18 protein-coding genes and 1 pseudogene are annotated in these 18,002 nt (G+C 73.0%); 10 read left to right on the top strand and 9 right to left on the bottom strand.

What is annotated here, in order from left to right; genetic code table 11:
* Positions 1–6: 6 nt before the first annotated feature.
* Positions 7–318 (bottom strand): cupin domain-containing protein, encoded by a 312-nt coding sequence (locus tag QSK45_RS12045; protein ID WP_285555971.1) that lies wholly within the window; start codon positions 316–318, stop codon positions 7–9.
* A gap of 112 nt (positions 319–430) precedes the next feature.
* Between QSK45_RS12045 and QSK45_RS12040 the strand changes: the two genes are divergently transcribed.
* A complete protein-coding gene (locus QSK45_RS12040) occupies positions 431–1,390 on the top strand; it encodes a GlxA family transcriptional regulator (RefSeq protein ID WP_285555969.1) in 960 nt (319 codons plus the stop codon).
* Between the two features lie 106 nt (positions 1,391–1,496).
* Positions 1,497–2,408 (top strand): hypothetical protein, encoded by a 912-nt coding sequence (locus tag QSK45_RS12035; RefSeq protein WP_285555968.1) that lies wholly within the window; start codon positions 1,497–1,499, stop codon positions 2,406–2,408.
* Positions 2,409–2,472: 64 nt separating this feature from the next.
* Here QSK45_RS12035 and QSK45_RS12030 read toward each other — a convergent pair whose 3' ends face one another.
* From QSK45_RS12030 to QSK45_RS12020, 3 genes are all read right to left on the bottom strand, one after another.
* Positions 2,473–3,471: an alpha/beta hydrolase gene (locus tag QSK45_RS12030; RefSeq protein WP_285556328.1), complete on the bottom strand. Its 999-nt coding sequence runs from the start codon at positions 3,469–3,471 to the stop codon at positions 2,473–2,475.
* Between the two features lie 418 nt (positions 3,472–3,889).
* Positions 3,890–5,392 carry a sensor histidine kinase gene (locus QSK45_RS12025; RefSeq protein ID WP_395481745.1) on the bottom strand — a complete coding sequence of 501 codons (1,503 nt, stop codon included), beginning with the start codon at positions 5,390–5,392 and terminating at the stop codon, positions 3,890–3,892.
* Positions 5,374–6,132, bottom strand: a complete 759-nt coding sequence (locus QSK45_RS12020) for a response regulator transcription factor (RefSeq protein WP_285555967.1) — start codon at positions 6,130–6,132, stop codon at positions 5,374–5,376. The genes QSK45_RS12025 and QSK45_RS12020 overlap by 19 nt, the downstream gene beginning before the upstream one ends.
* A 328-nt stretch (positions 6,133–6,460) precedes the next feature.
* Between QSK45_RS12020 and QSK45_RS12015 the strand changes: the two genes are divergently transcribed.
* The 4 genes from QSK45_RS12015 to QSK45_RS12000 are packed head-to-tail and all read left to right on the top strand — an operon-like array spanning position 6,461 to position 12,422.
* Positions 6,461–8,074, top strand: coding sequence for an IucA/IucC family protein (locus QSK45_RS12015; RefSeq protein ID WP_285555966.1), 1,614 nt, complete (start codon positions 6,461–6,463; stop codon positions 8,072–8,074).
* Between the two features lie 24 nt (positions 8,075–8,098).
* Complete coding sequence (locus QSK45_RS12010) at positions 8,099–9,784, top strand: IucA/IucC family protein (RefSeq protein WP_285555965.1); 1,686 nt, start codon at positions 8,099–8,101, stop codon at positions 9,782–9,784.
* Entirely contained in the window at positions 9,781–11,082 is a 1,302-nt protein-coding gene (locus QSK45_RS12005) for a type III PLP-dependent enzyme (protein ID WP_285555963.1), read from the top strand. The genes QSK45_RS12010 and QSK45_RS12005 overlap by 4 nt, the downstream gene beginning before the upstream one ends.
* Complete coding sequence (locus QSK45_RS12000; protein ID WP_285555961.1) at positions 11,079–12,422, top strand: MFS transporter; 1,344 nt, start codon at positions 11,079–11,081, stop codon at positions 12,420–12,422. The genes QSK45_RS12005 and QSK45_RS12000 overlap by 4 nt, the downstream gene beginning before the upstream one ends.
* Before the next feature lie 41 nt (positions 12,423–12,463).
* On the opposite strand, the gene QSK45_RS11995 is transcribed toward QSK45_RS12000, so the two are convergent.
* Positions 12,464–12,907, bottom strand: coding sequence for a hypothetical protein (locus tag QSK45_RS11995; protein ID WP_285555959.1), 444 nt, complete (start codon positions 12,905–12,907; stop codon positions 12,464–12,466).
* A gap of 57 nt (positions 12,908–12,964) precedes the next feature.
* Positions 12,965–13,906 (bottom strand): LysR family transcriptional regulator, encoded by a 942-nt coding sequence (locus tag QSK45_RS11990; RefSeq protein ID WP_285555958.1) that lies wholly within the window; start codon positions 13,904–13,906, stop codon positions 12,965–12,967.
* Between the two features lie 83 nt (positions 13,907–13,989).
* On the opposite strand from QSK45_RS11990, the gene QSK45_RS11985 reads away from it, so the two are divergent.
* From QSK45_RS11985 to QSK45_RS11970, 4 genes and pseudogenes are all read left to right on the top strand, one after another.
* On the top strand, positions 13,990–14,619 hold the full coding sequence (locus QSK45_RS11985; RefSeq protein WP_285555957.1) for a carboxymuconolactone decarboxylase family protein: 630 nt from the start codon (positions 13,990–13,992) through the stop codon (positions 14,617–14,619).
* An 86-nt stretch (positions 14,620–14,705) separates the two neighbouring features.
* A complete protein-coding gene (locus QSK45_RS11980) occupies positions 14,706–15,140 on the top strand; it encodes a tautomerase family protein (protein WP_285555956.1) in 435 nt (144 codons plus the stop codon).
* A 123-nt stretch (positions 15,141–15,263) separates the two neighbouring features.
* Positions 15,264–15,578 (top strand): hypothetical protein, encoded by a 315-nt coding sequence (locus QSK45_RS11975; protein WP_285555955.1) that lies wholly within the window; start codon positions 15,264–15,266, stop codon positions 15,576–15,578.
* A 12-nt stretch (positions 15,579–15,590) separates the two neighbouring features.
* Positions 15,591–15,791 (top strand): annotated as a pseudogene (locus QSK45_RS11970) (DUF4253 domain-containing protein); the annotation flags it as partial.
* Positions 15,792–15,836: 45 nt separating this feature from the next.
* Here the strand turns inward: QSK45_RS11970 and QSK45_RS11965 are convergent.
* From QSK45_RS11965 to QSK45_RS11955, 3 genes are all read right to left on the bottom strand, one after another.
* Entirely contained in the window at positions 15,837–16,103 is a 267-nt protein-coding gene (locus QSK45_RS11965) for a hypothetical protein (protein WP_285555953.1), read from the bottom strand.
* A gap of 198 nt (positions 16,104–16,301) precedes the next feature.
* On the bottom strand, positions 16,302–17,285 hold the full coding sequence (locus QSK45_RS11960; RefSeq protein ID WP_285555951.1) for a sensor histidine kinase: 984 nt from the start codon (positions 17,283–17,285) through the stop codon (positions 16,302–16,304).
* Positions 17,286–17,322: 37 nt separating this feature from the next.
* Positions 17,323–17,994: a response regulator transcription factor gene (locus tag QSK45_RS11955; RefSeq protein ID WP_285555949.1), complete on the bottom strand. Its 672-nt coding sequence runs from the start codon at positions 17,992–17,994 to the stop codon at positions 17,323–17,325.
* Between the last annotated feature and the right edge of the window lie 8 nt (positions 17,995–18,002).

The raw sequence follows: 18,002 nt of genomic DNA, 5'->3' as shown, positions 1-18,002 counted from the left end.
CCGGCTTCAGACGCTGCCGCGCCTTTCGACGACGAGGACGCGCGCCCGCGGTGCGGGGTGGGCGACGTGCGCGTCCCCTGCCTCGACACAGCACACCCGGCCTGGCGTCAGGCGCTCCACCCGCTCGACGCCGTCCACGCGGTAGTGCATGTCCACCGCCCCGTCCAGGACGACGAACACTTCGGGACCGTCGTTGACGTGCCACTTGTACGGCTGGTCGGTCCAGTGCAGCCGGACCGTCGCGTCGTCCAGGGTGGCGAGGTCGGTGGCGCCCCAGGGGCGTTCCGCGGTGTAGGAGGCGGCATCGAGGAAACGCATCGGTTTTCTCCCTGGTCGAGGCCCTGAGCGGCATCCGGTGGTGAGTCCATCGTGCAGAGGGGGCGCGAGCACCGCGATAGGCAGAAATGACGTCGGCCATAAGATTTCCGCCATGCACCATGTCGTCGCCCTCGCGCTCCCCGGCGTCGTCGCGTTCGACCTCGCCATTCCCGCGCAGGTCTTCGGGGCACCCGGCTCGCCCGGCCTGTACCGGTTCAGCCTGTGCGCCGCCCAAGCCGGGCCCGTGGCCACGTCCACCGGGTTCCACCTCGTCGCTCCCCGAGGGCTGGACGCCCTGGCCGAGGCCGACACGATCATCGTGCCCGGCTACGCGCCGCACGATCCGCCCGTGCCCGCGGTGGCCGAAGCCCTGCGAGCCGCCGCGGCACGTGGCGCCCGCGTCGTCTCGGTGTGCACGGGCGCGTTCGCGCTGGCGGCAGCCGGCCTCCTCGACGGGCGCCGGGCCACCACCCACTGGCTGGACGCTCCCGACCTCGGCGACCGCTACCCAGCGGTCGACGTCGACCCCGCGCCCCTCTACATCGCCGCCGGCTCCGTCATGACCAGCGCCGGATTCACCGCGGGCATCGACCTGTGCCTGCACCTGGTCCGCGAGGACCTGGGCGCGGACACGGCCGCCGAACTCGCCCGCCGACTGGTCGTACCCGCCCACCGGGAGGGCAACCAGGCCCAGTACATCTCCCGGCCCCTGCCCGTCGCAGGCAGCGGCATGGCCGACGTGTGCGCCTGGGCCCTCCAGCACCTCGACCACCCCCTGACCGTGGCCGACCTGGCCCGCCGAGCCTCGCTCTCTCCCCGCGGCTTCGCCCGCCGCTTCACCGCGGAAACCGGCACCACGCCCCTGCGCTGGCTCACCGCGCAGCGCCTCCAAGAGGCCCGACGCCTCCTGGAGACCACCGACCTCACCGTCGAGGAGATCGCCGGCCAGACCGGCCTGGGAACCGCGACGAACCTGCGCCTCCACTTCGCCCGCGAAGTCCAGACCACGCCCACCGCTTACCGGCGCGCCTTCCGGCACGCCCTCACCGTCGAGAACCGACCAGGGACATGAGACCGGCCGGCGACACATCCCCGCGGCTCGGGCCCGACCCACCGGCCGATGATGCGGAGCGTGATCTCAAGTATCTTGCTCCGTGAGCGAATGAGGGGGGCGCCGCATGGACGAGGTCTTCTCCGGGCAACCGGGCACACCGGAAAGCGCGGTCCGTCTCAAAGGACAGCTCCTGCGGATCGCTTCCGCGCTGTACCCGGACCGCCGCCCCGTGGTGGTCCGTGAGTGGACCGACCCGGTTCGGCTGCGTGATCCCGAACCCGTCGGTCACCGCTTCCTCTTCCTGGTCTGTGCCGGCGGAGACGACCGCCCGTCGTCTCCCGGTTTCGACGACGTCCTGCATGCCTTCACCACTGAGGGCTGGACCACGCGCCGGCGGTCTTCGGACCACCCGGGGGAAAGCCGGGCAGAGGCCCGCCGGGAGGACTTCGAGGTCAGGGTCTACGAGGGCAGCGGGCCCGGACTCTTGACGTTCACCGGCTGGACGCCGGTCGTGTACACCGGACGGCAGTCGGGCCGGCCGCGGTTCACGCTCAGCACGGTCCCGGTCCCCGGTGTGCTGTGCGACGACTGCCACGGCTGGGGAGTGTGCCTGCTGTGCGGCGGCAGGGCCTACAGCGGCGGCAGCGGCGGCTACGGACGATGCGTCTGTGCCGGCAACAACGCGGGGCCGGGCAGGTGTGTCGAGTGCGGCGGGTCAGGGGCTCTGACCGCCAAGGCGACGTCGTGGGTACGGAAGCGGTACGGACTGCCCGATCCCGACGGTACGGGCTCCTTCCCACAGGTCCCGGCCGAGGGAGGTCACGACTCCGGCACGAGTGCCCTCGTCGCTGTCAGCGAACGGCCCTGCGCATGCGGGGAGGTGCGGTGTTCCTGGCGGAACCGGCTCACCGACGCCGACGACCGCACCCTCGCCCTGTTCGCCGGCACCTGCCAGGGATGCGCCGCGCAGCGTGCCTACGCCTTCGAACTTCCCCGGCGCCGGCTCGCGGCCGATCAGGTCGAGGACTTGCCGTAGCCGAGCCCCGGGGAGGCACGTCCGCGGTCGTCGCGAGGGGGGCCTCCCCGGCCTTCCCCACCGATCAGCTTCCGCCCGGCGCGGGGACGGGACGGAGCAGGCGGCGCAGCCAGCTGACGCGGGCGCCGCGGGCGTCCCGGCTGACGGCCGCGTGCGGGGCGAAGGTGTCGAATCCGTGGCAGGCGCCGGGCCACACGTGGAGTTCGGCTGCGCCACCGGCCTGCCAGATCATGTTCGCGTAGGCCACGGCCTCGTCGCGGAAGGTCTCGGCCGACCCGACCTCCAGGTAGGCCGGGGGCAGTCCGGCGAGGTCCGTGGCCCGAGCGGGGGCCGCGTAGGGCGGCAGGTCGTCGGAGCCGTACCGGTCGCCCAGCAGCGCCCGCCACGCGGTCGCGTTGGAGGTGCGGTCCCAGGTGTCGTGGCCGGCCATCTGGTGGCTGGAGAAGCTGCTGTCGCGGTCGTCCAGCATCGGGCTGAGCAGCAACTGGCCGATCGGCCGCGGCCCGCCGCGGTCGCGGGCCAGCAGGGCGAGTGCCGCGGCCAGCCCGCCGCCGGCGCTCTTCCCGCCGAGGATCACGCGGTCCGGGTCCAGATCCAGGTCGGCCGCCCGCTCCGTGGCCCACACGAGGCCGGTCCAGCAGTCCTCCAACTGGCCGGGGTACGGCGTGCCCGGGGCCAGCCGGTACTCGACGGACAGCACGGCGAGGCCGAGCGGGAGCGCCACCTCGCGCAACAGCCGCGGCAGCACGGACCAGGCGTTGCCCATGACCAGCCCACCGCCGTGCAGGTAGTACAGCAGCGGCAGCGCTCCGGTCGCCCCGGCGGGGCGGGCGCTGACCAGAACGACCTCACCGGAGTCGCCGGCCGGCGGTGTGCGCAGCTCCGCCACCTCGAACCGGCCGTCGGCACGCAGCTCCTCGATCGTCGGCCGCGGCCGGGAAGTGGCGTCCGACCGTTGCCTGGCCGCGAGGTTGGCCGGGGTCAGCGGAGATCTTGCCGCGCCGTCCAGACCCGCCAGCACGGCCCGCAGCTCCGGGTCCACGGCGGGGGGCCGCCGGGCCATCGCGGCCGGGTCGTGCTCCACCTGGTCCTCCCCCACACTCACCAGCGCATCCCCTCCTCAGGCGAAAGACGCCGACGCCATCTCATCACGACCACGAGCCGGTCCGCCCCGCCGCACCCGGATGGGGCTCGAAGTCGGTGCCGCGGCGGCCCGCGCAACGCGTCATGGAGCCGACGGTGGTGCGGGGCGCGCAGGTCGGCGAACACCGCCTGCGCCGTCTGCCGGTGACGCCATCCCCGAACGCGAGGGCTACGCCGCTGGCGACGCGGCCACCGGAACACCGTGACTACTGACGACCGCTCAGAAGGCGTATCGCGAGCATCGTCGACGCCGCCCCCGCCACGTCCGCCTGGGTGGACGTGGCCGGGCCGCGAACGCCGCCCTCTCCAAGGTCGGCGACGACGGCTGACCGGCCCGGTCACGTGTCCGGTCGCAAGGCCGGTTCGCCGGGCGGCCGGCTTCCGGCCGTGGCGTGACCACGCAGCGGAGGGATTCTGCGGTGAGCCGCGGCCTGGACGGGACGAACGGGGCGCAGCCGCACGACGGCGTCCAGTCCGCGGCCGGGAGCCGCCTCCAGCGTGACCTCGCCGCCGCTCGCATGGGTGAGCCGCTGCACCATGGGCAGGCCGAGACCGGTGCCGTCGTGGTGGGCGTCCGGGGCCCGCCAGAAACGGTCGAAGGCGCGGGTCCGGTCCGCCGCGCTCATGCCCGGCCCCTGATCGATCACGTGCAGCTCGACCGGCGGAGCCGTACGACCACCGGTGGCCGGTTCGGTGGCGGTCGCCAGGGTGATGACGCTGCCGGGCGGGGAGGCGCGCAGCGCGTTGGAGAGAAGGTTGTCGATGATCTGCTCCAGTGCGCCCGCGACCGCCCACACCTCGCCCGCCCTCGGCCCGGTCACGGTGATGCCCACGCGCTGATCGCCGGCGAACGCCGCCCAGATCGCCGCGCGTTCGGCGATGACGGTGTCGAGGTCGACGGGCTCCGGGGTGATCGCCGAGTTCTCCAGCCGGGCGAGGGCGAGCAGTCCCTGGACCATGCGGCTGAGTCGGCCCACCTCGCCGAGCGCCTCGTTCAGGCTCTCCTGTGCGCAGGGCGCGAGGTGCGGCTCGAAGTTCTCCAGCCGCAGGCGCAGCGAGGTCAGCGGGGTCTTCAGCTGGTGCGAAGCCTCGGAGGCGAATGCCTCCTGGGTGCGCAGCAGATGCTGCAGGCGGGTCGCGGTGCGGGTGAAGGAGGCGACGAGCCGGCGCAGTTCCGGTGGCCCGCGGTCGGCGGCGGGCGGGTCGGTGAGGCGGCCGTCGGCCAGTTGCGCGGTGGCCTGTTCCAGATCCCGCAGGGGCCGGGTGATCCACCGGGCGAAGGCGAACCCGATCAGGGCCGCCATGGCCAGCGCGCCCAGGGCGACGAGGGCGAGCACCAGCCAGGTGGCCCGGACCTTCCGCGCGAGCGGCGCCATGGAGTACAGCGACCGTACGACGCAGGGCACGTCGTCGCTGGAGGTGCCGGGGACCGTCACGAACAGGACCTTCCGGCCCGGGGCCAGGTCCTCGCTGATCCCGGTGGTGGGCCCTTCGCGCAGCGCGATGGCGATGTCGGGTTCGGCGGACAGGTTCCGGCCCACCGACGCACCGGCGGTGTCGGTGAGGACGACGCCCTGGGGGTCGGTCACCACCACGCTGCTGCCCGTGCGGCGCGCGTAGCTGCTGGCGAGGTCGGGCAGGTCCGCCGCCAGGCCGTGTTCGAGCTTCTCCTCGCATACGGCGGCGAGCGTCGCGGCGCCCAGTTCCGCCGTGTTGGAGAAGCGGTTCAACTCGCCGCGGGCGTAGACGAATCCGAACGGCACTTCGAGAGCGAGCAGCACGAGCAGCATGAGGCCGAGGTAGCTGAACAGCAGGCGGCGGATCACCTGGTGCCCTGCCACGGCTCGGTCCGTGCCGCGGCGCCGGCGGATGGGCCGGTGGGTGGGGTGAGGCGGAATCCGATGCCGCGGATGTTCTCGATCCAGGAGGGGTCGCCGAGTTTGCGGCGGAGCGCGGCGATGTGCACGTCGAGGGTTTTCGTGGGGCCGTAGTAATGGGGCTCCCACACCGTGTCGAGGATCTGCTGGCGGGAGCAGACGGCTCCGGGGTCCTCGGCGAGGCAGACCAGCAGGTCGAACTCCTTGGGGGCCAGGGCGACCGGGGTCTCGTGCACCCGTACCTGCCGGGTGCGGCGGTCGATGCTCAGGGGGCCGATCCGGTCGGCGCCGCGGACCCCGGTCGGGCGTCCTTTGGAAGCCCCCGGGGCGGAGCCGCCGCCGTCGGGGGGTACGGCCCGGACCCGGCGGGTGACGGCTCGGATCCGGGCCACCAGCTCTCTGACCCCGAACGGCTTCGACACGTAGTCGTCCGCGCCCAGCTCCAGTCCGAGCACCCGGTCGACCTCCGAGTCCCGGGCAGTGATCATGATGATCGGCACCGCGGACCGAGCGCGCAGGGCGCGGCAGACGTCGATGCCGTCCACGTCCGGCAGCCCCAGGTCGAGCAGCACCATGGCGGGCTCGCCCGCTGCCAGGCCCTCGGCGCCGGTGCGCGCGCGTTCCACGGTGAACCCGAAGCGCCGCAGTCCCTCCGTCAGCGGTTCGGCCACCCGGTCGTCGTCCTCGATCAGCAGCACGTGCATACGGTCAGGCTCACAAACGGCGGCCGGGTCGCGCGCAGAAATCGCCGGAGCGTTCCCCCTTCTCAGTGATTCTGCGCCTCGTCGCGTGCATCACAGGAGACACGCAACATATGGACAGGGCACGGTGAAGGGAGAGTTAAGAATCGGGAATTTCCCCTGGTCAGAGCGGTACCGCGGCAGACGGGCGCGCGGATCTGGAGTCTCCCGGGTCTCCCCCGATTCCGGTCGTCCCCCGCACGCCCGTCGCTTTATCCGCGCTGGATTTCCGCTTACCCGACGCCGCCTAGGGTCCGAATCAGTAAATCCCACCGACATCGGGGAACGCGCCATGCCGATCCATGCCCTCGACACGACGATGAACGAGCTGCGCCGGGCGTGCCCCGGCCTCGTGGAGCCTTTCACGGCCGCGCTGCCGGGTGCGCGGGCCGCCGTGCTCGGCCGTCTCTGGGGCGCCCTCGCCCGGGAGACGCTCCCCGGTGTGACCGCTCGGCGACGGGAGGGGGAGACGCTGGTCGTGACGCTCCGCCACGGCACGCGGCTCGCGGCGGCCGGCCTCGCGGCCCTGCCGTTCGCCGAGGTACCCGACGACTTCGTGGTGACCGGTCCCGACGGACCGGTCCGTGAACCGGCCGTGCTGCTCGCGCAGTTGGGGCTCCGCACGCCCGCCGCGCGGCGACTGGCGGCGGAACTCGACAACAGCGTGGTGAACCTCGCCCTGGCACGCGCCGCGAACGCCGGGGGGTCCGCGCCACCGCGGGACTCGGTCGACGCGGAACAGGCGGTGGTCGACGGCCACCCTCAGCACCCATGCTGCCGTACCCGCACCGGCATGTCCGTCGGCGAGGTGCTCGCCTACGCGCCCGAGCACCACCCGGTGGTCCACCTGGCGCTGCTGCGCGTGCCCGCCGACCGATGGCAGGGCACCGGCTCCTGGCCCGAGGAGCTGCGGGACGGCGGCACACGTCTGCTCCCGGTCCACCCCTGGCAACGGGACCATGTCCTCGTGCACCACCCCGACCTGACCACGGTCGAACGTACGGTGCCGGCCCGACCGTTGCTGTCGTTGCGCACGCTGGCGCCGCAGGCCGGCGCCACAGGCTCGGCCGGCTTGGCGGGCTGTCACATCAAGACCGCCCTCGACGTCCAGGTCACCAACTACCGGCGCACCATCTCCTGCGCGGAGGTGGCCGACGGGCCGCCGCTGTCCGAGCTGGTCTCGGCGGTCGTCGACAAGGCCGGGTACGGCGTCGGGCTGCGGATCCTGCGGGAACTCGGCGGCGGCACCGTGCACGTGGGCGGGCGGCCCTCCGCGAGCCTGGCCGCGATGCTCAGGGAGTCGGCCGAGGCCCACCTCGACACCGACGAGATCGCCGTGCCCCTGACAGCCGTACACGCCACCGGCGCGGCCGTGGTGACGGGCGATCCCGTGCGCTGGCTGGCCGAATTCGCCGAACTCGTGCTGCCGCCCGCGCTGACCCTGCTGTCCATGGGGGTGGCGCTGGAGGCCCACGGCCAGAACACGCTCGTCGCGCTGCGGGACGGCCGGCCCGTGCGGGTGCTGTACCGGGACCTGGACGGGGTGCGGGTCAGTCCTCGCAGGCTCGGCGCCTGGGGGTTCACCCTGCCGTCCCTGGCCGGTACCCGCGCCGGTGACGATACCGGCGCCTTGCGCACCAAGCTGTTCGGGGGGCTGCTCAGCGGGGTGTTCAGCGAGTTGGTCGACGTCCTCGCCCGGACCCGGCAGGTCGATCCCGCCGCGCTGTGGGAAGCGGTGGCACGGGTCGGCCGCCGTGTGTACGCGCGGCTGCCGGACACGGGGGACGCCGAGGTCTTCTTCGGCGACACCCTGCCGCTGAAGGCGACCATCGCGATGCGGCTGGCGGACGACCCCGGCAAGGCGCAGTGGACCGCCGTACCCAACCCCCTCGCCCGCCACCGCTGACCCGCACACGCACCGGAGCCCTCGATGACTTCCACCACCGTCCCCGCTCGGGCGACGCGGACCGACCAGCCCGCCGGGACCGCCGATGCCGTCACCGCCCACACCCTGCTCAACTGCCTGATCCGCGAGGTCTCCGCGCCCGAGCACCAGGCGACCGTCGACGGCGACCACCTCCTGATCCGCCTGCCCCGCCGCGACCTGCTCCTGCGGGCCCGGCTGCGCCGGGTCTCGATGATCGGCGCACACCGCTTCCACGGCCCCGTCGAACGGCTCGACGACGGCACCTGGGCGGCGGTGGGCTGGCGGGAACTGGCCGGCTACGTCCGGGACGAACTGGAGCTGCGCACCGGTGTGCTCAACAGCGAGTTCGTGGAGCAGGTCGCCGACAGCCACGAGACGATCCGCACCGCCCTGGAACACCGGGCCGGCGGAATGCCGCGCCAGGACCTGTACCTGGCGTCGGAACAGTCCCTGGTCTACGGGCACCGCTTCCATCCGACGCCCAAGGCCCGTACCGGTGATCCGGCGGACTGGCTGGCGTACGGGCCGGAGACCGGGGCCCGGCTGCGTCTGCGGCACCTGGCCGTGCGCCGCCGGCTCGTGCAGGAGGAAGGCGATGTGAGCGCGCTCGACGCACTGTGCCCGTCGACCGAGCCCGGGTTCGTGGCGCTGCCGGTGCACCCCTGGCAGTTCCGGCTGCTGGGCCGGCACGAGCGGCTGCGCGCGGCGATGGCCGCGGGAGACGTCGTGGACGGCGGGGTGAGCGGGCCCGAGTGGGTGCCCACGGCGTCGGTGCGCACGTTGTACCAGTGCGGCGCGGACACGTTCCTGAAGTTCAGCCTGAACGTCCGGCTGACCAACTGCGTTCGGAAGCACGCCAGTTACGAGCTGTCCGGCGCCGTCGCGTTGAACCGGCTGGTCCAGCCGGTCATGGCCGGGCTCGCCGAACGCTTCCCCGGAAGCGCGCTGCTCGCCGAGCCCGGCTACCGCACGCTCGCGGGCGACACCATGCTGCTGGAGGGCTTCGGCGTCATCGTCCGTTCCGGACTGCGCGACCACCTGCGGCCCGGCGTGACGCCCCTGCTCGCCGCCGCCGTCGCCGACGAGTACCCCACCAGCGCCGCCCACGTCTCCCACCTGCTCGCCCGCGGCGACGGCGACGTACTGCGCTGGTGGGACGCCTACTTGGGGCTGTTGCTGCCGCCGGTGCTCGCCGCGTACTTCGATCACGGCGTCGTACTGGAGCCGCACCTTCAGAACGTCGTCGTCGCGGTGCACCCGGACGGCACACCGGCGCAGATGCTCTTCCGCGACCTGGAGGGCACCAAGCTCCTGGCCCGCCCGCACGAGCGGGCCCTGGCAGCGCTGCCCGAGGACGTCCGCGGCCCGCTCACCTACGACGCCGAACGCGGCTGGAACCGGGTCGCGTACTGCCTGCTGGTCAACCATGTCGCCGAGGTGCTCGGCGCCCTCGCCGACCTCGACCCGGCACGGGAGCCCGCCCTCTGGGGCCTGGTCCGCGATCACCTCGGCGCCTGTGCCCGCGCCGCCGGCCACCCGCCCCGGCTGCGCGCCCTGCTCTCCGGAGTTCCGCTGCCCGCCAAGGCCAACCTCCTGCTGCGGTGGTCCCGCAGGGCCGACCGGCACGCCACCTACGTCCCCCTGACCAGTCCGCTCGGCGCGGACTTCCCCCGCGAGGTGCACCTGTGAAAGCGGCCCTGTTGCAGCACATCCGCCGGCTCGCCGACGACGACCTGCCCGCGTACGTCTACGACGTGCACGGCCTGCGCGCCCACGCCCGTGCCGTGCGTGCCGCCCTGCCTCGACGCGTCCGGTTCCTGTACGCGGCGAAGGCCAACTCCGACCCCCGACTGCTGCGCGCCCTCGCCGCGCACGTCGACGGCTTCGAGGTGGCCTCGGGCGGCGAACTCCGCCACGTGCGGGGCCTGTTCCCCGACGTGCCGATCTCCTTCGGCGGACCCGGCAAGACCGTGGCCGAGCTGTCCCAGGCACTGGACGCCGGGGTGGAGCGCCTGCACGTGGAGAGCGAGCAGGAGCTCCGCGGGCTCACGACCGTACTGGGTGACCGCACCGCCGACGTCCTCCTGCGCGTCAACGTGCCCGTGGCACTCCCCGCGGTCGCGCTGGCCATGGGCGGCGGCCCCAGCCCGTTCGGTCTGGACCCCTCCCGGCTGGACCGCTGCCTGCAGATCATCGCCGCCGACCACCGCGTCCGGCTGCGGGGGCTGCACGTCCACCTGGCCAGCGGTCTCGACGCCCGCGCCCATCTCGCCCTCGTCGACCAGGTCATGGGCTGGGCGGACCGCTGGGCCTGGCAACGCGGAATCGACCTGGCCGAGGTCAACATCGGCGGCGGAATGGGCGTCGACTATGCCGACCCCCGCAACGTCTTCGACTGGCAGGTCTTCGGCATCGGACTGCGCAGGACGCTGGAACGCCACCCGGCCCTGACGCTACGGATCGAACCGGGCCGCGCGGTCACCGCCTACTGCGGCTGGTACGTCACCCGGATCCTGGACGTGAAGTCCAGCCGCGGCACCGCGTTCGCCGTCCTGCGCGGCGGCACCCACCACCTGCGCACCCCGGCCGCGAAACGGCACGACCAGCCCTTCGAGGTCATCCCCGACGACTCCTGGCACCAGAACTGGCCCCGCCCGGAGGTCCGCGGCGAGCCGGTGACCCTGGTCGGGCAACTGTGCACGCCCAAGGACGTCCTGGCGCGCGGCGCCACGGTCGGCCGGCTCCGGGTGGGCGACCGGATCGCCTTCGCGATGGCCGGCGCCTACGCCTGGAACATCTCCCACCACGACTTCCTCATGCACCCTCGTCCGACCTTCCACCATGTCGACGACGCCGACGCCGACGTCGGCCCGCCCGCGGTGCACAACCGCGGCACGACCGCCGGCCCGCCCACTGTGGATGCCTGCGACGCCGTCGCCGACCCTCCCGTAGCGGACACCCACGTCGTCGCCGGCCAGACGGCATGAGCGCACGGGCTGCTCACCAGGCGCGGGGCGCACGGGGCGCACGGGGCGCACGGACGACGCGGAAGGCTCCGGGGCCGGCGTTCGACGCGCTCGCCGTCCGGCCCTTCCGCCGTTATCTGCTGGGCCAGTTGACCTCCAACGTCGGCACGTGGATGCAACGCGCCGCCCAGGATCTCCTGGTCCTGCACCTCACCGGGAACAGCGGGAGCGCCGTCGGTGTGGTCACCGCGCTGCAGTTCCTGCCCCAGACGCTGTTCGGCCTGACCGGGGGCGTCCTGGCCGACCGGTACCCCAAGCGCCGGCTGCTGCTGATCACGCAGACCTCCATGGCGGGGCAGTCCCTGCTGCTGGGGCTGCTGACCATCACCGGCGCGGTGAACCTGTGGGCCGTGTACGCGCTGGCCCTCTCGCTCGGCATCGCCACCGCCGTGGACAGCCCGGCCCGCAACGCCTTCGTCTCCGAACTGGTCGGCCGGGACCGGGTGCCGGCCGCGGTGAGCCTGAACTCCGCGCAGTTCAACGTGGCCCGCGTCCTCGGTCCCGCCGCGGCCGGGCTGACCGTCGCGGCCATGGGCATCGGCCCGGTCTTCCTCGTCAACGGGGTCTCGTACGCGGCGGTCCTGTACGGCCTGCTCACCCCCGCCGCCGCGCACGAGTGCGGCGGGCCCCCTCGTGGCGCGCCCCGCCTGGCCGAGGCGTTCCGCCACATCACCGCCACCGGGGAACTGCTGCTGCCGATCGCGCTCATCGCCGTCGTCGGCACCTTCGGCCTCAACTTCCAGGTCACCGTCTCTCTCATGGCGGTCAAGGTCTTCCACTCCGACGCCGCCGCCTTCGGCTACCTCTCGGCCGCCTACGCCACGGGCAGTCTCGCCGGCGCGCTGCGCACGGCCCACGCCGGCCGAACGCCCACCGCCAGGCGCCTGGTCACCGCGACGGCCGTCTTCGGAGTACTCGAATCCGCGCTCGCCCTGATGCCCGGCTACGGCACCTTCATGGCCTTGCTGCTCCCCACCGGCTACCTGGCGGTCACCGTCACCACCACCGCCAACGCCCTGACCCAGCTCCACGCCGCCCCGCGCCTGCGCGGCCGCGTACTGTCCGTGTACTTCCTCGTCCTCCTCGGCGGCACCCCCCTCGGCGCCCCCCTGGTCGGCTGGACCTCCGACACCCTCGGTCCCCGTTCCACCCTGCTCCTGGGCGGCCTGCTCTCGACCCTCGCCTCGCTCACGATCCCGGCGATGGTCACCGCGCACCGCCGACCGGCCCGCCGGGAACTGCCCGCCGGACCTCTCTCCGACCGGCCTTCGCCCAACGCCTCCGGGACGGCTCCCTCCTGAGCGGTCGGGCGCTCGGCCCGAGCCCGGAGCCGGGCGGGAGCTCAGTCTCCGGACCAGCCCCAGAAGTAGATCTCCTCCGGTCTCCCGTCGGCTCCGTGAAGCACGGCACAGCGTCCGTACCCGCGTTCCCGGGCGAGGTTCTCGAGGGCCGGGACGTGCGCCCGGGTCAGCCGGTCCGTGCCGGTGGCCCTCCGGGCCTTCTCAACGGTCACCGGCTGGACCGCGCAGATCTCGGGCTCCTCGTCCTCACGCTGCACGCGGAACACGTCGAGGATCGAGTGCGTGCCGGAGTGCTGCTGCCACTCGTCGGCCCACATCTCCTCCTCGGTCGACGGCCTCGGTCTCCGCGCCCGCGGCGGCACTCCGTCCCCCTCGCGCGCCCAGAAGTAGTCACCCCCGCGGAACGTCCGCTCCCGCAACTCCTGGAGCGCCCCGTCGAGGTCCTCCTGGTACGGCACGTAGTACTCCCAGCCCGAAGCGCCCACGCCGCATCCCTCCGTGCATCCGACCGTGTTGTTTCCCGAGGTGCCGGATGTTAGCGGTCACCTCCGACAGTCCGGCGGTCGGTCAGGGAGGTCCGCGAGGTCGGCGGCTTGTCGGCGCAGGGCGCGTGCCACCGCCCGCGTGGGTGCCTCGAGGGCGCCCGGCACACGCACCAGGCTGACGCGTCGTACCTCCTCCGCGACACCCTCGACGGGCACGAGGCGTACGCCGGGCGGGACGACGGGCAGCAGCGTCGGCGTGGCCGTGGTGATGCCGGCGCCGGCCGCGACCAGGTGGAGCTTGGTCAGCCAGTCGCGGGCGGTGTGGCGGACCTTGGGCCGTCCGGGCAGACCGGGCCAGACACCGAGCAGCGGCTCGTCCGCGGTGCCGGGACTGGCGATCCACGGTTCACGCGCGATCTCCTCGACGCCGACGCTGCCCCGTTCGGCGAACGGGCCGCTCGTCGGCACCGCCACCGCCAGGCGCACCTCCAGCAGCGGCTCGACACTCAGGGGCGGATCGTCCGTGTCGGGTGAGCGGTGCGGCGGTCTGGAGGAGAGGATCGCGAGATCCAGGGTGCCGGCGCGCAGCGCGCGCACCAGCGACGGAGTGGTCGCCTCACGCGTCGTCACCTCGAGGTGCGGGTGCTCCTGGCGCAGCATCGCCAGGGCACGGGGCACGATCAGCGCTCCGGCGGTGGGGAAGAAACCGAGCCGGACGCGGCCCCTGTCGACCTCCGCCGCTCCGCGCAACTCCCGGTCGGCGGCCTCGAGGGCGTCCAGGGCGACGACGGCGTGCCGCAGCAGGGCACGGCCTGAGCCGGTCAGCCGGACACCGCCGGCGTGGCGGTCGAAGAGCCGGGCGCCGGTCGCCTGTTCCAAGGCGGCCATCTGCCGGGAGACGGCCGACTGCGTGTACCCGAGCGCCTCCGCGGCGGCCGTGAAGGTGCCCCGCTCCGCCACCTCGCGCAGCACCCGCAGCGCGACCAGGGTCGTCTCCATGAACGTCTCCATGAGTAATCCGCATGTCCATTATGCCGAACATTCGTTGGTGGAATATCCCTCGCGCTCCTAGCGTGGAGGGCGTGAACGAGCACCCCGACAACGGAACTTCCGGACTGGGCGGCCGGTTGCCCCTCCTTCCTCCCGACTCCCTCGACGAAGCCCAGCGCGCCCTGCGCGACCGTCTGCGGGCCACGCGGGCGCGTGACGCGGAAGCGGCGGGTTACACGGCCGCCCTGCCCGACGGGCGGTTCATCGGGCCGTTCAACGCACTGCTGCGCACTCCGCACATCGCCCGGCCTCTGCTGGAGTGGGCCCAGGCGCTCTCCCGGACCGGCATCGCGGCGGACGTCCGAGAGGCGGTCGTCCTCACCGTGGCCGCCCACTGGCGGGCCGAGTACGCGCTGTACGCCCACACCGCGGCCGCCGAGAAGGCCGGACTGCCCGGCCCGGCCATCGCGTCCCTGGTCCACGGCGAGGCTCCCCGCGGTCTGCGCCCCGAGGTCGGTCTCGCCCACCGTCTGGCCACCGCGCTGGTCCGCGACCATCGCGTGGCGGACGACCTCTACGACGAGGCGGCGGCGGTGTTCGGCACGAACACACTCATCGCCCTGGTCAGTCTCGTCGGCCAGTACCTCAGCACCTCGGCTCTGCTGACCTGCTTCCAGGTACCGGCTCCCTCCCCGGACCGCACCGGGGCCCCCGCCACCTGAGACGTCGGCCCGCAGGCGCCGCCGGCCGTCACGGCCCCGAAATCGAACCAGCCGGAAGAGAACCAAGAAGAGGAAGGCAGGAGATCATGCCTCTGATCAACGTCTATCTGCGCCGGGGAACCACCTCCGAGTACCGCCGCAATGTGTCGCTGGGCATCCACAAGGCGATGGTCGACGTGCTGGAGGTCCCCCAGGACGACCAGTTCCACGTCTTCCACGAGGTCTCGCCCGACAACTTCCAGATGCAGCCGGTCGTGTTCGGCCTGCGCCGCAGCGAGCGCGCCATGTTCATCCAGCTGTCCTTCAACCACCGCAGCGCCGAGCAGAAGGCCGAACTCTTCCAGGCGATCGTCGACAACCTCAGGCTGTTCGCCGACGTCCCCGAGGAGGACATCCTCATGACGGTCAACGAGACGGCCAGGGAGAACTGGTGGGCCGCCGGCCGCGTCGTCGACCCCGCCACCGGCTACGACGAGCGCATGAACGCCGTCCGTGATGGGCGTGTCAGTGAGCGCGGATAGCGTGCGCGCATGTTCTCGTCACTGCCCGATGGGCTTCCGCCAGGCCGTTGGCTCCCCGAAGGCGCCCGAGGCGACGTCCCGCCACCGCGCATGTGGCTGTCCGTGGAGCCGGTTCCTGATCCCGTGGGGTGGTGGACGCGCTGCCAGGGCGCACGCGAGGAGACCGGGCGGGGGCCGGGCGTCGAACCCTGGGACGAGGATCCCGGGGCGCCGTTCGACCGCTGGCCCGGTCTGGCGGCCGGCATCACCTCCCTGGCCGGAGCCGACCCCGATGCCGCCGCCCGCACCGCGGTCTCCCGGCTCGTGACCGGCCCTTACCCGCCACCCACGCCTCACCTGGCCCTGGTTCCGGCCGCACGCTGCGCCGACGTACCCGCGGTCATGGGCCGGCAGGCGGAAGCCCCCTTGCCCCTGCTGTGCGCCCTGCTCCGCAGCTGAGAGGACCGCTTCGGCGCGCGGGTCGTCGCCTTTGACGACGCGATGATCCACGTCTCCGTCGCCCGCCCGCCCCGGGACGCCGATCACGCCAACCGCCTCGCCCTCGAACACGTGCTGACCGGCGCCGACAACATCAACGACGGCACCGTCCCCTACCGCGACCACGCCGCCTCCCTCCTCGACTCTCCCCTCTGGTCCTTCTGGCGGGACTGACGGTCCTCGGAACAGGATCGCTGCCGCGCGGGGTGGCGCCGCCGGTCAGCCGACGGTCGCGCCCGTCGGACCGAAGGTGGCCGAGGACGGCGATGTCGCGAAGTACCAGCGCGCCCGAACGTCCAGACGGCACAGGTCGCCCGAGGCGGTCGGCCGCGTCGCTGATCCGGAGGGTGATGCGTCGACGAGGAGGCCGGAGAGGGCCATGGCCTCGGGCGGGTCACCACCGGTGGCCCACAGCACCGCGACGGCGGCACGCCGTGCGTGTGCGTCGGTGGCGTGGTCAGTGATCGTGTCCCGTGCGCCGGTCACCGCAGGACCGCATGTCCGCCATGCCTTCGGGGGCGGTCGCGGGACGCGGTCCCGCCCATGGCGCACCGCGGTGCCGGGCCCGTGCGCCACCATGGGAACCGCGGCCCGGTGGCCCGGAGCGGCCGGTGCCGAGAGAGGCCGATCCCGCGCAGGCGGTCGCAGCGCCACGGCATCGGCCAGTCCGGTCGGCACGCCTGGTCACTGGTCCGCTCCCACGCCCGGCGGGTGCGGGGGCAGGTGCATCCGCAGCAACGAGCCGGCCGGCCTCCCGGAATCCACGACAAGGCTTCCGCCGTGCCGCTCGACGACGGCGCGCACGATGGCCAGGCCGAGCCCGGTTCCGGAGCGGTACGACGGGTTCGGCCCGCTGTTCCCGTCGTCGGACCGCGACCGCGCGAAGCCGATCCCGGTGTCCTCCACCTCGATCACGGCACCGTCGCGGATCGCCCGGCAGCGCAGGGTGATGGCGTCCCCGACCCCGGTGAACTTCACGGCGTTCTCCACCAGGGCGTCGAGGGCGGCCTCCAGCCGCGACTCGTCACCCTCGACCAGAACGGAGGGCGCGTCCACGAACCAGTCGCGCTCCGAGGCCGGCCGCCACCGCTGGAGCGTGCGCCGCAGGAGCGAGCCGAGGTCGACGGGGCCCCAGTCGAACTCGGTGGACTCGTACGCGTCCGCCAGGACGAGAAGGCGTCCGGCAAGGCGGCCGAGCTTGTCCAGTTCGTCCAGCACGACATCGAGGTCCTCCTTGCCCCGCGGCCCCGGCAGTTCGTCGCGCACCATCTCCGCGTAGCAGCGGGCCACCGTGATCGGCGTACGCATCTCGTGCGAGCAGGTGCGCACGAACAGCTCCTTGAGGTCCTGCGCGCGACGCTCCCGCTCGACGAGGCCCTGGATCTCGGCGAGGGCGGCGGCCCGCCGGCGCACGTGCCAGGCCATGGCGAGGAACACCAGCGCCATCAGCGGTACCTCGGCGAGCTCGTCCCAGCCGGCCGAGCCCCGCGTGACGAACTCGCCCAGCGCTGTTCCGGTGACCAGGGCGACCGCGATCAGCACGACGGCCGTACGACGGGTCGACCAGCCCTGGATGCCGTAGACGATGGACATGCTGACCCACACCAGGTGGAACACCACGGTCTCGAGACTGGGCAGGACGAACAACAGCAGCTGACTGCACGTCACGAAAAGAACCCAGCCGACGAAGAGAGGACGTCGGCGCTCAGCCTGCATGGAACGCGTACCCGATGTTGCGCACCGTCTCGATGACCGGCCGGGGCACCTTGCCGCGGATCCGGCGGACCGTCACGTCGACCACGTTGCTCCCGAGGTCGTCGGCGTACCCCCAGACGTTCGCGAGGAGCTCATGCCTGCTGCACGCCTGTCCCGCTCGCCGCATGAGATGGCCGAGCAGCATGAACTCCCGGTGGGACAGGGACACGTCCCTGCCGCCGCCGAGGCTCAGCACCTGCCGTTCGAGATCGAGGGTGACGTCCCCGACGTGGAGCCACCGCCGGGACACACCACTGGTGGACGCCGTGCGAAGCCTGGTGCGGACACGTTCCACCAGCTCCGCGGTCGCGAAAGGCTTGCCGAGGAAGTCGACGGCCCCGATCTGCAGGCAGCGGACGCGCGTTCCGACGTCCATGGCGGCGGACAGGACGAGCACCCTTTGGTCGGGGCGCTGTTCGAAGGCCCGGCGCATCACCTCGAAACCGTCGAATCCCGGCAGCATGAGGTCGAGCACGACCAGGTCGAACTCGCCGCCCCGCAGGCAGTCAACAGCCTCCGGACCGGTCGTCGCGGTGTCCACGAGGTGCCCGTCCACTCCGAGCGTGCGTCTGAGGTAGGCGCGCAGTCGCGCCTCGTCCTCGACCACCAACAGCCGAGCCATGACGGCCC

The sequence above is a fragment of the Streptomyces hygroscopicus subsp. hygroscopicus genome (assembly GCF_030269125.1).
Classification (GTDB): Bacteria; Actinomycetota; Actinomycetes; order Streptomycetales; family Streptomycetaceae; genus Streptomyces; species Streptomyces hygroscopicus_C.
This window is presented reverse-complemented; position numbering and strand designations above follow the sequence as displayed.